This window comes from Kribbella sp. NPDC020701 (genome assembly GCF_055562215.1).
The window spans coordinates 87460-100531 of sequence record NZ_JBVHFT010000001.1; the positions used below are offsets into that span (position 1 = coordinate 87460).

Annotated in this window: 12 protein-coding genes; 8 read left to right on the plus strand and 4 right to left on the minus strand. The window is 68.8% G+C overall.

The genetic code is table 11. The annotated features are described in order from the left end of the window. The first annotated feature begins 27 nt into the window (after nt 1-27). The 7 genes from ACZ3HV_RS00380 to ACZ3HV_RS00410 all read left to right on the plus strand — a co-directional run bounded on the left by ACZ3HV_RS00380 (nt 28) and on the right by ACZ3HV_RS00410 (nt 8292). On the plus strand, nt 28-1335 hold the full coding sequence (locus ACZ3HV_RS00380; RefSeq protein ID WP_465679531.1) for an NYN domain-containing protein: 1308 nt from the start codon (nt 28-30) through the stop codon (nt 1333-1335). Nucleotides 1336-1444: 109 nt separating this feature from the next. Further along, a complete protein-coding gene (locus ACZ3HV_RS00385; protein ID WP_465679532.1) occupies nt 1445-1675 on the plus strand; it encodes a hypothetical protein in 231 nt (76 codons plus the stop codon). A gap of 215 nt (nt 1676-1890) precedes the next feature. Next, nucleotides 1891-2940, plus strand: coding sequence for a C40 family peptidase (locus ACZ3HV_RS00390; protein ID WP_465679533.1), 1050 nt, complete (start codon nt 1891-1893; stop codon nt 2938-2940). A gap of 100 nt (nt 2941-3040) precedes the next feature. Next, the gene (locus ACZ3HV_RS00395; protein ID WP_465679534.1) at nt 3041-4546 is read left to right on the plus strand and encodes a hypothetical protein; all 1506 of its coding nucleotides are present in this window, start codon (nt 3041-3043) and stop codon (nt 4544-4546) included. Beyond that, nucleotides 4539-5783, plus strand: a complete 1245-nt coding sequence (locus tag ACZ3HV_RS00400; protein WP_465679536.1) for a M48 family metalloprotease — start codon at nt 4539-4541, stop codon at nt 5781-5783. The genes ACZ3HV_RS00395 and ACZ3HV_RS00400 overlap by 8 nt, the downstream gene beginning before the upstream one ends. Then, nucleotides 5780-6898 (plus strand): glycosyltransferase family 4 protein, encoded by a 1119-nt coding sequence (locus ACZ3HV_RS00405; protein ID WP_465679537.1) that lies wholly within the window; start codon nt 5780-5782, stop codon nt 6896-6898. Before ACZ3HV_RS00400 ends, ACZ3HV_RS00405 begins: the two co-directional genes overlap by 4 nt. 242 nt (nt 6899-7140) lie before the next feature. Continuing rightward, nucleotides 7141-8292: an alanine--tRNA ligase-related protein gene (locus ACZ3HV_RS00410; RefSeq protein WP_465679538.1), complete on the plus strand. Its 1152-nt coding sequence runs from the start codon at nt 7141-7143 to the stop codon at nt 8290-8292. A 105-nt stretch (nt 8293-8397) separates the two neighbouring features. Here ACZ3HV_RS00410 and ACZ3HV_RS00415 read toward each other — a convergent pair whose 3' ends face one another. The 3 genes from ACZ3HV_RS00415 to ACZ3HV_RS00425 are packed head-to-tail and all read right to left on the minus strand — an operon-like array spanning nt 8398 to nt 11084. Further along, complete coding sequence (locus tag ACZ3HV_RS00415) at nt 8398-9363, minus strand: EamA family transporter (protein WP_465679539.1); 966 nt, start codon at nt 9361-9363, stop codon at nt 8398-8400. Between the two features lie 45 nt (nt 9364-9408). After that, nucleotides 9409-10080, minus strand: coding sequence for a hypothetical protein (locus tag ACZ3HV_RS00420; protein ID WP_465679541.1), 672 nt, complete (start codon nt 10078-10080; stop codon nt 9409-9411). Nucleotides 10081-10106: 26 nt separating this feature from the next. Next, entirely contained in the window at nt 10107-11084 is a 978-nt protein-coding gene (locus ACZ3HV_RS00425) for a DUF5937 family protein (protein ID WP_465679542.1), read from the minus strand. Nucleotides 11085-11151: 67 nt separating this feature from the next. Between ACZ3HV_RS00425 and ACZ3HV_RS00430 the strand changes: the two genes are divergently transcribed. Next, entirely contained in the window at nt 11152-12354 is a 1203-nt protein-coding gene (locus ACZ3HV_RS00430) for an MFS transporter (protein WP_465679543.1), read from the plus strand. Here ACZ3HV_RS00430 and ACZ3HV_RS00435 read toward each other — a convergent pair. Next, the gene (locus ACZ3HV_RS00435) at nt 12314-13063 is read right to left on the minus strand and encodes an SDR family oxidoreductase (protein WP_465679544.1); all 750 of its coding nucleotides are present in this window, start codon (nt 13061-13063) and stop codon (nt 12314-12316) included. The genes ACZ3HV_RS00430 and ACZ3HV_RS00435 overlap by 41 nt on opposite strands. Nucleotides 13064-13072 lie beyond the last annotated feature (9 nt).

The following is a 13072-nucleotide window of genomic DNA, read 5'->3' on the forward strand; positions in this document are numbered from 1 at the left end:
CCACCGCTCGGGCCGGACTGCGGACCGGTGACTGAGGCAGGCACCGCCGCGAGCTCCGCCGCTACGACTTTGCCCGAACCGGTCCGGCAACGGGTTCTCACCCTCGCCGCGCACGCCCTCGGCCAGCTTCCGGCGTCCGACATCCCGGCCCCGTTGCGCCGTTTCGCCAGTTTCGCGCCCGCGAAGCGTGCCAAGCTCTCGGCGTCCGTGCTCGGCCCGATCCTCGAGACCGACGACCACTTCCGCCGGCTGGCGGCCTTCCAGGTACGCCGTGAGCATCCGGAGCTCGGCGACGCCGTGGCCGAAGGTGTCCCGGTCCCGGCCGCGGACCCGGTCGAGGTCGCGGCGCTGGCCTACCTGTTGCGCCCGGACGACTGGGAGCAACACCTCGCCGCGGCCGCTCAGGTGCCGGTCGAGACGCCCCACGCCGACGAGGAGGCGATCAACCGGCTCGCCGACCAGCTCGATCAGGCCCGGACCGAGACCCGGCAGGTCCGCGAACGGCTCCGCGAACAGGTCAACGAGCTCAAGGCCGAGAACGTCACGCTCCGCCGCAAGCTGAACGAGGCGCGGCAGCGGATCAGTGGTCTGCAGAGCGAGGTCGAGTACCAGACGACCCAAGCTGAGACGGCCGACGAACGGGTCGAGGCCGCGCGCACCGAAGTGGACCGTGAGCTGCGCAAACTCCGGTCCCGCATCACCGAACTCGAAGCGATCGAACACGCGGCACGCCGTACGGCGGGACAGGAACGCGAGCTGGCGTCGACGCGGACCCGGCTCTTGCTGGACACGTTGCTAGAGGCAGCGAGTGGGCTACGGCGCGAGCTGGCACTGCCACCCGGGGGAGAGCTCCGGCCGGCCGACACCGTGGCCGGGACGGAGCCCGACGCCGCACCGATCGGGCGTACGGCGCCTGAGGACGATCCGGCCTTGTTCGACGAGTTGTTGTCGTTGCCGCAGGTGCATCTGATCATCGACGGCTACAACGTCACGAAGACCGCCTGGCCGAACTCGCCGTTGCACTCGCAGCGTCAGCGGTTGGTGACCGCGTTGGGTGCGTTGGTCGCACAACGCCGGATCGAGGTCACGGTCGTCTTCGACGGCGCGGAGCTTTCGGGCCCGGTGCAACTGAACCCACCACGCGGTGTGCGGGTGCGCTTCAGCCCCGCCGGAGTGATCGCCGACGAGGTGATCAGGCAACTTGTCCGCGCGGAGCCTCCGGGCCGCCCGGTCGTGGTCGTCTCCACCGACCGTGAGGTTGCCGAAAGCATCATCAAGCTCGGTGCGCGTTCACTCTCCGCCACGAGCCTGATCTCACGCATCGCCCGCGCCTGACGACAGAAACTGTCGGAGGCCTTCTCTAGCGTCCTTTTCAGCCGGGTGCAAGTCCGGGTGCTTCCCCACTTTGGAGGACGTTGTGCTGATCGACTGCGAAGCATGTGTGATGAAGGGTCCAGGCTGCCAGGACTGCGTGGTCACGGTGGTTCTCGGATTCTCCGCCGAACGCTCCGGCAGTCTGCGGATCGACGACGACGAGAAGGCCGCCCTGGACGCGCTGGCCGAGTCCGGTCTGGTCCCGCCGCTGCGCCTCGTGCACGCTGTCAGCAGTGTCGACCCGAACACTGTTGTCGAAACCCCTGACGGGGAAGGCGAAACGGCCGTTGGGTTGGCATGATCCTTCGTTAATTTTGGATCAAACCCGAGGGGCGAATTGCACTGGTTACGAAACGGTCACTACTGTTACGTCTCGTTGCCTCAGGGTGTCGGTCGATCAGGCCGACCGGGCAACGGTAAAAGCCGAGGGAGTGACCGGTCGGCGACTGTGGATGACATCCGCAGCCGGCGTGGTCGACGGGGACGGCGCGAGCAGAGGAAGGGACCGACCGGGCTGTGTCCATCGGACGCATCAACCGCACCAAGGGAATCGCCCTCGCCGCCATCACCAGCACCGCTGTCGTCGCTGGCGTGATCTTCATCCAGGGAGCGGCGGACGCTGATCCGAAGCCCACCCTGGCTCAGGCGAAGACGCAGGTCGCAGCGCTGCAGCACAAGGCCGAGGTGGCCGGTGAGTCGGCCAACGACCTGCGCGGGCAGATCAGCGCCTCCACCGCCCGGGTGAACGCCCTGAAGGCCGGTATCGCCAAGCAGCAGACCCAGGTGGACACGGTGCGGCGGCAGATCGGTTCCCTCGCGGTCGCCGGGTACCAGACTTCCGGGATGTCGACGACGGCGCAGTTGCTGCTGTCGCCGAACCCCGACCAGTTCCTCAGCCAGGCCTCCACCGCCCAGGCCTTCGCCGGGCAGCAGGACTCGGCGCTCCGCCGCTACCAGCAGGCTCAGGGGAAGCTGACCGACCTGCAGGCCAGTGAGCAGACCGAGCTGGCCGCGCTGCAGGCCGTGCAGGCTCAGCAGAACGCGCTGACCAAGCAGATCCAGACGAACCTCGACGCCGCCCAGAAGGTGCTCGACAAGCTGAGCGACAGCGAGCGCAAGCGGATCGAGCAGGAGAACGCCGACGAGGCCGCGGAAGCCCGCAAGGAGCGCCCGACCCGCGACAGCGACCGGATGGACAACCTGCCGGTGCCGGTCAGCGGCCGCGCCGGGACCGCAGTCCAGACCGCGCTGGCACAGCTCGGAGACTCCTACGTCTGGGGCGCCGACGGCCCCGACTCCTTCGACTGCTCCGGGCTGATGATGTACGCCTGGGGCAAGGCCGGTGTCTCGCTGTCGCACTCCTCGAAGGCGCAGGCCAGTGAGGGCCGCCGGGTGAGCAAGAGCCAGCTGATGCCGGGTGACCTGGTCTTCTACTACTCGCCGATCAGCCACGTCGCGATGTACATCGGCAACGGCCGGATCGTGCACGCCAGCCGCCCCGGCAAGCCGGTGAAGACCGACCCGATCGACCTGATGCCGTACAACACCGCGGTCCGCCCGGGCTGACCTGCGTCCTTGACATACTCATCGGCTCCGGGGATCCATCCCCGGAGCCGAGTCGTTTCACGATCGTCCAGGTGCCGTAGTGTCGGAGGTGGCACGTAGTGTGTCCCGCCTGACTGGGGCAGGTGAGCAGCGAGAGGCCGAGGTGATCGACGAACAGGGCGACACGGTGCCTCTCCCAGCGGTCCCGGCGAACGGTGACCGGCCGCAGCCGGCTGATCACCGCCCGTCGGCCGAGCCGGCCAAGGCCGAGCGGACCAAGCTGACTAGCCGTGGGTTGTCGCCGTCGTTCGCGCCGATCGCCAAGAAGGTCGCCCTCGGCCTGGCCGTCTGCCTGGTCGCCGGAGCCGGGTACGCCGGACTCCAGCAGATCGCCAACGCGCCGGCCGACCCGAACGCGCCCGGCACGCATTCACCGCAGAGCTCCGCGACCCCCGACGAAGCCGCCGAAGGGGTACGGCGTGCCGTCGCCGGAGAGGCCGTCCTGCAGAAGATGGCCGATGCGGTCGAGAACAACAAGCGCACCGAGTTCCTGAACACGATCGACCCGAAAGCCGCCGAGTTCCGGGCCAGCGCGCGAACGATCTTCGCGAACCTGAGCACCCTCCCGATCGGCGCCTTCCAGTTGCGCTACGTGAGCGACGACACCGGCGCGCTCACCCCGGCCCGCCAGGCCGAGCTCGGTGGCAGCCAGGCCTGGCTGGCCCAGGTCGAGGTTTCCTGGCAGCTCGCCGGGTTCGACGCCAAGCCGGCCCGCGAGACCCTCCCGGTCACGTTCGTCACCCGGGACGGGACGACGTACGCCGCCTCGTTCTCAGAGCGGTTCGTGGCCGGTCAGCGGCGGCCGATCTGGGCGCTCGGCCCGATCGACGTGGCCAAGGGCGAGCACAGCCTGGTGATCAGCCTGGACTCGGAGTCGGACGCGAAGAGCTATGTCTCGGTCGCGGATCGCGCGGTCGAGTCGGTCACGAAGGTGTGGGGCAAGGGCTGGCGGCAGAAGGTGATCGTCTACCTGCCGGCCAAACAGGCGCAGATGGAGTACATCCTCGGTGCCGAGCCGAATACGTACACCCAGATCGCCGCCGTCACGATGGCCGAGCTGGACACTCCACTGGCGGGCGCTCCGGTGCGGATCGTGGCGAACCCGAAGCTGTTCGTGGAGCTCGGCAAACAGGGCCGCAAGATCGTGCTGACGCACGAGACGACCCATGTCGCCTCGACCGCGACAGCGTCGCCGGTGCCGTTGTGGCTGGCTGAGGGATTCGCGGACTACGTCGCGTTCACCGCCGTGCCCGTGCAGGACGAGTCGGCGGCGAAGGAGCTGTTCAAGGCGGTCCGGGCCGGTAAGGTGCCGGCCACGCTGCCCGGTCCGGATGCCTTCGCCGCCTCCGCGACCGAGCTGCCGCAGGCCTACGAGTCGGCCTGGCTCGCCTGCCGGCTGATCGCCGAGCGGGAGGGGCAGAGCAAGCTGGTCAAGTTCTATCGAGCCGTGCACGCGTCGAAGAGCAGCACCGGTCTGGCCGACGCGTTCAAGTCGGTGCTGGGGATGACCGAGGCCGAGTTCGTCGCCGAGTGGCAGCAGTACCTGAAGAGGCTCGCCGGTGCCTGATCCGGCCGCGCGCTGGGCACCACGTGCGGCTGCCGCCGTACTCGCGGTGGCGCTGGTCCTGACGATCGTCGTCACCACGCCCTGGCACTTGATCGACCTGCCCACACCGGACGCGACTCTGGACTTCACCCCCGCGGAGATCGCCCGCCAGAACGCGTTCCGCCACGAGTTGTTGCCGTGGTCAACGACCTCCTGGGTGCTGTCGGTCCTGGTCCCGCTCGCGATCGGTTTCAGCCCGCTCGGCCGCCGTCTGTACGACGCTCTCCGCATCCGCCGCTGGTACGTCGCCGTGCCGCTGCTCGTCGCCGGACTCGGACTGCTCACCAGCCTGATCACGGTCCCGACCGATGTGATGAGCGAACGCGTCACCCGCAAGTACGGGCTGTCCGTGCAGGACTGGGGCTTGTGGACCCGCGACCGAGTCGTGAACTGGTTGCTGATGTCGCTCGCCCTCGCCGTACTCGCGCTCGTCCTGATCGGCCTCGCCAAACGCTGGCGTCGAGGGTGGTGGTTGCCGGCTGCAGTCGCTGCGGCGGTGCTGGTACTCGGGGTGTCGTTCGCGTACCCGGTGCTGGTCGAGCCGCGGTTCAATCAGTTCACCTCGATGCCGGCCGGCGCGCTGCGCGACGACTTCATGCGGCTCGCGGCGGAGGACGGCGTACCGGTCAAGGACGTGCTGGTCGCGGACGCGTCGAGGCGCACGACGGCCTTGAATGCTTACGTTTCCGGGTTCGGGTCGACCCGTCGGCTGGTTGTGTACGACACGCTTCTGAAGGATATGCCGCCGGCGCAGGTCCGGCTCGTGGTCGCGCACGAACTCGGTCACGCCGCGGAGGACGACGTACTGCACGGCACGCTGGTCGGCGTCCTGGCCGCGGCGTTCGCGGTGGTGTTGCTGCGGTTGTTGCTCGGGGCAAGGATGGCCGACCCGCGCCGGACCGCGCTGCTGCTGGCGTTGGTCGTCGCCGGTACGACGCTGTCCGCGCCGGTGCAGAATCTGGTCAGCCGGCGGATCGAGGCCCGGGCCGACTACCACTCGCTGCAGCTGACGAACGACCCGAAGGACTTCGTCGCGATGCAGCACGACCTGGCCGTGACGAACATTTCCGGGCTGGACCCGGCGCGCTGGCGGTACTGGATGTTCGCCACACACCCGACCGCGCCCGAGCGGATCGCGATGGGCCGGGCCTGGGCGACCGAGTACGGCACGCCCGTTCCGCCGCTGGTGTCCCGATGACCGTTCTCGTTGTGACCAACGACTTCCCGCCGCGCCAAGGCGGGATCGAGACGTTCGTGCGGTCCTTGTGTGACGAGCTTCCCGAGCTCGTTGTGTACACCTCGCGCGAGCCGGGCGACACGGCGTACGACGATGGTCTGCCGTTCCCTGTGATCCGGGACCGGACCTCGATGTTGTTGCCGACGGCCCGGATCACGAAGACCGCCGTCCGGCTGCTGCGCGAGCACAACGCCGATCGGGTGCTGTTCGGCGCGGCGGCGCCGCTCGGGCTGATGGGGCCGGCGCTGCGACGGGCCGGCGCGAAGCGGATCGTCGCGATGACGCACGGGCACGAGACGTGGTGGGCCGGCGTACCGGGTGCTCGGCAGGCGCTGCGGCGGATCGGTGACGCGGCGGACACGATGACCACGGTGTCTACGTGGTGCGAGGAGCGGATCGCGCCGGCGCTCTCACCGGCCGCGGTACGGCGGATGCGGCGATTAACTCCTGGGGTCGACACGGATCGGTTCTTCCCTGATTGCGGGGGAGAGCAGGTGCGCAAAGGGCTCGGGCTCGACGGTGTTCCGGTCGTGGCGTGCGTGTCGCGGCTGATCCCGCGCAAGGGGCAGGACACCTTGATCCGCGCGTGGCCTCGGGTGCTGGCCGCCGTACCGTCCGCGATCCTGCTGCTGGTCGGCGGTGGGCCTGATCGGGAGCGGCTCGAGGAGTTGGCAGCTTCGCTCGGCGTCTCCCGGTCTGTCGTGTTCACCGGCCCGATCCCGTGGGCGGACATCCCGCCGTACGTCGATACCGCGGACGTGTTCGCGATGCCGTGCCGAACCCGGCGCTTCGGCCTCGAACCGGAAGCCCTCGGCATCGTCACGCTGGAAGCCTCCGCCACCGGGAAGCCGGTCGTCGTCGGCGACTCCGGCGGCGCCCCCGACACCGTCCGCCACGGCGAAACGGGCTACCTCGTCGACCCGTACAACCCCGCCCCCGTCGGCGTCCGCATCGCCGAACTCCTCACCAACCCCGCCCGAGCCACCGCAATGGGCCAAGCAGGCCAAGCCTGGATCCGCCACAACTGGACCTGGCCCCACACCGGCGCAACCCTCCGCGACCTCCTCGACATCTAACACGTGCGCCGGCCGGCGACCGGGTGAGAACAGGCTGGACAGTTGGGGTTGTGGGTCGTGTACTCTGGCGGACATGCATCGGGTGTTTCGACTTGCCGCAGCCGTACGAGCTTTCTGCTCGCCGGCTGCCGCTGCCTGACATCTTCTACCTCCACCGGCGACCGGAAACGGTTCGCCGGTGTTGTTGTTTCTGAGGCCCGGTGGTCTGGTTCCGGTCATGTGACAAGACAAGGACCAGAACAATGACCATCAGCAGGACTTTCGTCGACTTCTTCCTCGACCGCGGCCACGTCCCGACAACGGGGTCCACGCTCATCCCGCGGCTCGGTGATCCGGTGCTCTTCACGACTTCGGGGATGCATCCACTCACGCCGTACCTGGAAGGCGAACCCCATCCGCTGGGAGGTCGCCTCGTGGGTATCCAGCGATGTCTGCGAACGACGGATCTCGACGAGGTGGGGGACCGGACCCACCTGACCGTGTTCGAGATGCTGGGCTCGTGGTCGCTCGGGGACTACGGGAGCAGCCAGACGCTGCGCTGGGGCTACGAGCTCCTCACCGGCGGCTTCGGCATCGACCCCGGCCGGCTGTACGTGACCGTGTTCGGCGGCGACGATCAGGTGCCGCTGGACGAGGAGTCACTGCGGACCTGGCAGGAGCTGGGTGTGCCGATCGAGCGGACCACCGAGGACAACTGGTGGTCGAACGGCCCGACCGGTCCGTGCGGCCCGGACTCGGAGATCTTCGTCTGGACCGGCGAGGGTGGTCCGGAGGGTACGCCGAGCACCGACAAGCGCTGGGTCGAGGTGTGGAACCACGTGATGATGCGCTACCGCCGGTACGACGACGGGTCGCTCGAACCGCTGCGGCAGCAGAACATCGACACCGGGCTCGGGCTCGAGCGGCTGACGATGCTGCTGGAGGGTAAGGAGTCGGTGTACGAGACCTCGCTGTTCGAGCCGTGGATGCGGATCATCCCGAAGCTGTGGCGACTGGACGAGCAGTCCCAGCGGATCGTCATCGACCACCTGCGGTCGAGCATCGTGATCGTCGGCGACGGCGTGCACCCGTCGAACACCGGCCGTGGCTACGTGCTGCGCCGGCTGATCCGCCGGGTGCTGACTCTGCTGTGGCGCGACGACGAGTCCCGCACGCTGTCCGACCTGCCGCTGGAGTTGTTCGAGCACACGCTGAACCACTTCCACCAGGGCGAGACGGTCACGCTGGTCCGGCGGATCCTGATCGACGAGGAGATCCGGTTCAGCAACCTGCTGGACCGTGGCCGGAAGATCCTCAGCCACGAGCGGTTCCACAAGTCCCTGGACGACACCGACTACGAGTACCTGCACGAGACCCACGGCCTCCCGCGGGAATTGGTGGACTCGTTGCGATAGGCGTACCGACGAACGGGTAGTGGTGCCCCGGATGAAGCCGGACCCGGCTGCGCTGAGCGTGCCAGCCGGGGGCTGAAGGGACCACTACCCGTTGGTCGGTACGGATCAGACGCCGACGCGGTCGAGCAGAGGGGTGTCGGAGTCCGGGATCTCCGGGGGAGCGACCTTCCCGACCGACGACTGGGCCACGAAGGCGCCGACCAGGACGATCGCACCGCCGATGATCTGGTTGGTGCGCAAGGTCTCGCCGAGCAGGATCAGGGCGAAGATGCTCGCCGCCACGACCTCGACGTAGGCGACCGCTCCGCCGATGGCGGCGGACAGCCGCTGGACCGCGGCGGCGCCGGCCAGGTAGGCGACGACCGTGCTGACCACGATCAGCCAGCCGGCCAGCACCCAGCCGGGGGCGTGCCGGTGGCCGATCGCAATGGTGCCGACGAGCGTGTGCCACGGGATGCCCCACGGCGCGGAGATGAGCGACAGCAGCACCGCACCTACCACACTGCCGGCCGCCGTCATCACCAGCGGATCCGCCGCACCCGTGAGCTTGTCGATCAGGATGAAGTACGTCGCCTGGCACGCGGCCGCACCGAGTCCCGCGAGCAGGCCGATCGCGTCGAGTTGCAGACCGGACCAGATCTCGACGACCGTCGCCAGGCCGATCAGGGCGATCCCGACACCGATCGCGGCCGAGCGCGGTACGGCGACCTTCTGGCCGAACCTCAGCCACCCGACCACCAGTACCGGCCCGGAGAACTCCAGCATCAGCGCGACGCCCACCGGGAGCCGGCTGGCCGCGATGAAGAACAGGGTCTGGCAGCCGGCGATCCCGGTCAGGCCGTACAGCACGAGGGACTTCCAGGACGCCCGGGCCGCGCGCAGTCCGGCCGAGCCGCGGAAGACCAGCGCGAGGGGGACGAGCAACGCGGCGGCGCCGAGGATGCGCAACCAGGCCGCCTGTTCGGGGGTGAAACCAGCCCCGATCAGGGCCTTGGCGAACGGCCCGGACCCACCGAAGGTGATCGCGGAGAAGACCGCGAACCCCAACCCCACCGACTTCGTGCTGTACATGGGCATAACAGTCTCATGCCCATTACATGGCTGTCGAGAGAGATCTCAGAGGACGTTCACCGCGCGGGCCGCGATCACCGCCACGGTGAGTAACGCGATCGCCGACTGGATCCCCATCAGCGTCTTCACCCGGGCGGTCAGCGGCAACGTGTCGGTCGGACTGAACGCGGTCGCCGCGGTGAACGAGACGAACAGGTAGTCGGTGAACCCCGGCAGCCAGCGTTCCCACCCCGGAAGGTCGACCGTCATCTGCGGGAACAGCAGGTCGGCCCGCTCGGCCTCGCGCTCGTGCTCCGGCGCCCGGGCGAACGGTCCGCCGCGGTCGACCTCCCAGTACCAGACCGCGAACGCGACCACGTTGGTCACCCAGATCAGGACTGCGCCCTTCACCAGCACCCTGCCGTTGTTGGCGTCACCTGAGTTCAGGTAGTAGATGAGCCCGGCCAGATAGAGCGCGTTGGCGAGAATGAGGACGGCCAGCAGGATGAGCTCGACCCAGCGCAGCCAGGGCTCGTCCCGGCTCAGATGGAACGGGTTCATCCACACCAGCGGCAGCAGGAGCAGAGCGCCGAGCGCGGGCATGATCCAGCGTGGCAAGGCGCTGATCTGGGTCGGCACGAGCAGCTGCAGGACGAGTACCGCGATCACCGCCAGCGACGCGGGCCACCGCCGGATGTGCCGCATGCTGGGAGCCGCAGCTTTCGGAACCGTGTTCACCCCAGCATTCTGACCCCCGAGCCCGGCTAACCGACGGAGGCGTCGACGACGGCCTGTCCGACCTCGGTACGGCGGTAGTGCACCTGATGTCCCGTACGACGACGTGTCGCGAGACCCGCATCCGACAGGGCGGAGAGGTGTTCGGCGACTGTGGCCAGGGCCAGCCCGTACTGAGCGGAGAGCGCACTGGTGGTTGCCGGCGGGTCGAGGGCGACGAGCAGGGTTGCGCGCGTACGGCCGAGGAGGCGGGCCAGTGGATCCGGGGGAGCGGGGGCGTCGGACCACAGGCGGGCGGCGCCGCGGGCTGGATACACCAGGGTGGGGTGGTAGGTCGGGTCGACGACTATGACGAGGTAGGGCCACGCGAACACACCGGGGATCAAGAGGAGGCCCTGGCCGGTCAGGTCGCGGTCCTCCGAGCGGTACCGGGTGGCGATCAGGCGGTCGTCCTCCCAGGCGAGCGTCGGGTGCAAGTCGTCGAAGAGTGCGGCCAGGCCACCGTCGGTGAGCTGCTGTCCGCGGTACGCGATGTCGTCCTCGAGGACGCGGCTGATGAGCGGCCAGTCCGGCTGGATCAAGGTGGTCCAGGCGTTCTCGATCTCGTCCGCGAGCCGTTCCCGGGTGCCGGCCAGGTCCTGCAGCATCCGGTTGATCTCGGGCGCGGCCGGGTTGTTCAGCTCGTCGCGGGACCGGATCAGCTCGGTCCGGACCCGGTCGAGCGGCGTACTCCGTACCCGGGCGATCTCGGTCGCGAACTTCGCCCGGGATGCCTTCGGGGGTGGGGTGAGGAAGTCCGGCGTGAACCCGACCCGGGGCTGCAATGCCTTCAATCCGCGCAGATCCAGCGTCGCGGCCGTCTGGCGCTTGGCTTCCACCCAGTCCGCGTACAGCGGCCGGTGCCGGGCGCCGTTCAGCACTCGCACCGCCGACATCGTCTCCCACAACGGCGAGGCCCCGAACCGGCACCGCAGTGCGTCGCCCTGCGTGAACCGCAGTACCGTCACAACCCACAACTTTCGGCCACAACCAAAACTCTACGCCGCGGCTCCGATCAGTGGACACCATCTGCTCGTGAGGTCCTACCGAGCCGTCCTGAGCGTCGCCGGCATGCGCAACGTGTTCGCCGCCCACACCGTCTCCATGCTCGGAACGGTGGCGGCTCAGGTCGCGCTGTCGATCTTGGTGTTCGAACGAACCGGCTCGCCGCTGCTTTCGGCGTTGGTGCTGGCCTGCTCGTTCCTGCCGTACGCGCTGGGTGGGATTCTGCTGTCGTCCGTTGCCGACCGGTTTCCGGCCCGTCGGGTGCTGGTGGTGTGTGATCTACTCAGTGGGTTGTGCATCGGGCTGATGCTGATCCCGGGCATGCCGGTCGGTGGATTGCTCGGGCTGTTGCTGCTGACAGGCATCATCGCCCCGATCTTCGCGGGCGCTCGCGCCGCCAGCCTCGCGCAGTTGCTGCCGGCCGACCTCTTCCCGATCGGGAGGTCGTTGCTGCGGGCAATTAGTCAGGTGACGGTGCTGACCGGGTTCGCACTGGGTTCGGTGGCGGTCGCGGCGATCGGGCCGACCTGGCTGCTGGCGCTCGATGTGGTGACGTTCGTGGCGTCCGCGGTGCTGATCGGCGTGGGAACGCCGTACACACCGCCTGGCCAGCGGCAGCGTAACGCGATCAGCGACTCGTGGACCGGGCTCCGCTACCTACTCGCGAACAGGGGTCTTCGCAATCTGATCCTGCTGACCTGGGTGGCGCCGGCGTTCTCCTCGGTTCCCGACGGGCTGGCCGTGGCTTACACCGCGCAAGCCGGTACGGTCGCCGCGGCTGCCGGCGCGCTCTTCACCGGTTACGCGACCGGCTCGGTACTCGGCGAGCTCGTCGCCGCGCGGTTCACCCCTTCCGCGCGGCGACGGCTCGTCGTCCCACTCCTGCTGACCAGTCAGCTCCCGGCGATCGCGTTCCTCGCCACGCCGTCCATCCCGGTCGCGGCTGTCCTGCTCGCGATCTCCGGCGCCGGCTACGCGTTCAACCAGGGCATCGACCCGTTGATCCTGCAGGCGGTCGACCCGGCGTACCGCGGCCGCCTGTTCACCGTCCAGACCAGCGGCCTGATGGCGATCCAGGGCGTCAGCATCGCCCTCGCCGGCGTCGTCGGCACCTTCGTCGCCCCGAACCTCACCATCGCGGCGGCCGGAATCCTCGGTACGACGATCACCCTCCTGATCGCCCGTCAGGCACTCACCACGGCGCCACGTCGTCCAGCGACCCGGGCCCTCTGAACACACCGGTCGGCCCGTCCGCAGGGAGCGTGGCCAGCAGTACCGGCACGACCGCGCCGTCCGCTGTGGTCCGGTCTCCCCGCGGCACCGAGGCCTGCGTGTTCAGATCGGTCGGCACGAGACCCGGTGTGGCGGCGTTGACCTTGATACCGTCCGCGCGCAACGCCTCGGCGTACACGAGCGTCAGCGCGTTGAGCGCTGCCTTCGACGAGCTGTATGCCAGCAGCCCTTGCTTGACCAGGTAGAGCTCGGGGTTGGACAGCAGATTGACCGAGCCCAATCCGCTGGACATGTTGACGATCCGCGCGTTGGGCGACCGCCGCAGCAGCGGTACGAACGCGTGCGTCGCCGTCACCACGCCGAAGACGTTCACCTCGAACGCCTCCCGGACCTGCGCCGCGGTGATGTCCGGTACGTCGGTGCCCCACTCGGAGACGATCCCGGCGTTGTTCACCAGCACATCCAGCCGGCCCGAGTCCGCCTCGACCTGCTTGGCCGCCGCCTCGACCGATTCCACATCGGTGACGTCGAGCTGCACGAACCGTACGTCGATCCCTTCACCGGCGAGCTCGTCCGTGGCCGCCGTACCCAGCGCGGCGTTCCGCGCCGCCAGATAAACCGTGAATCCGCGGGTCCCGAGCTGCCGGACGATCTCGCGGCCGATTCCCTTGTTCCCGCCCGTGACCAGGGCGACTTCGTTGCTGTTCATGTCCCCAGT

Bases quoted from the DNA above. Each gene is read 5' to 3' on its own strand.
- ACZ3HV_RS00415 (WP_465679539.1), bottom strand. From the start codon at position 9,363: ATGTACAGCACGAAGTCGGTGGGGTTGGGGTTCGCGGTCTTCTCCGCG.
- ACZ3HV_RS00405 (WP_465679537.1), top strand. From the start codon at position 5,780: ATGACCGTTCTCGTTGTGACCAACGACTTCCCGCCGCGCCAAGGCGGG.
- ACZ3HV_RS00385 (WP_465679532.1), top strand. From the start codon at position 1,445: ATGAAGGGTCCAGGCTGCCAGGACTGCGTGGTCACGGTGGTTCTCGGA.
- ACZ3HV_RS00410 (WP_465679538.1), top strand. From the start codon at position 7,141: ATGACCATCAGCAGGACTTTCGTCGACTTCTTCCTCGACCGCGGCCAC.
- ACZ3HV_RS00435 (WP_465679544.1), bottom strand. From the start codon at position 13,063: ATGAACAGCAACGAAGTCGCCCTGGTCACGGGCGGGAACAAGGGAATC.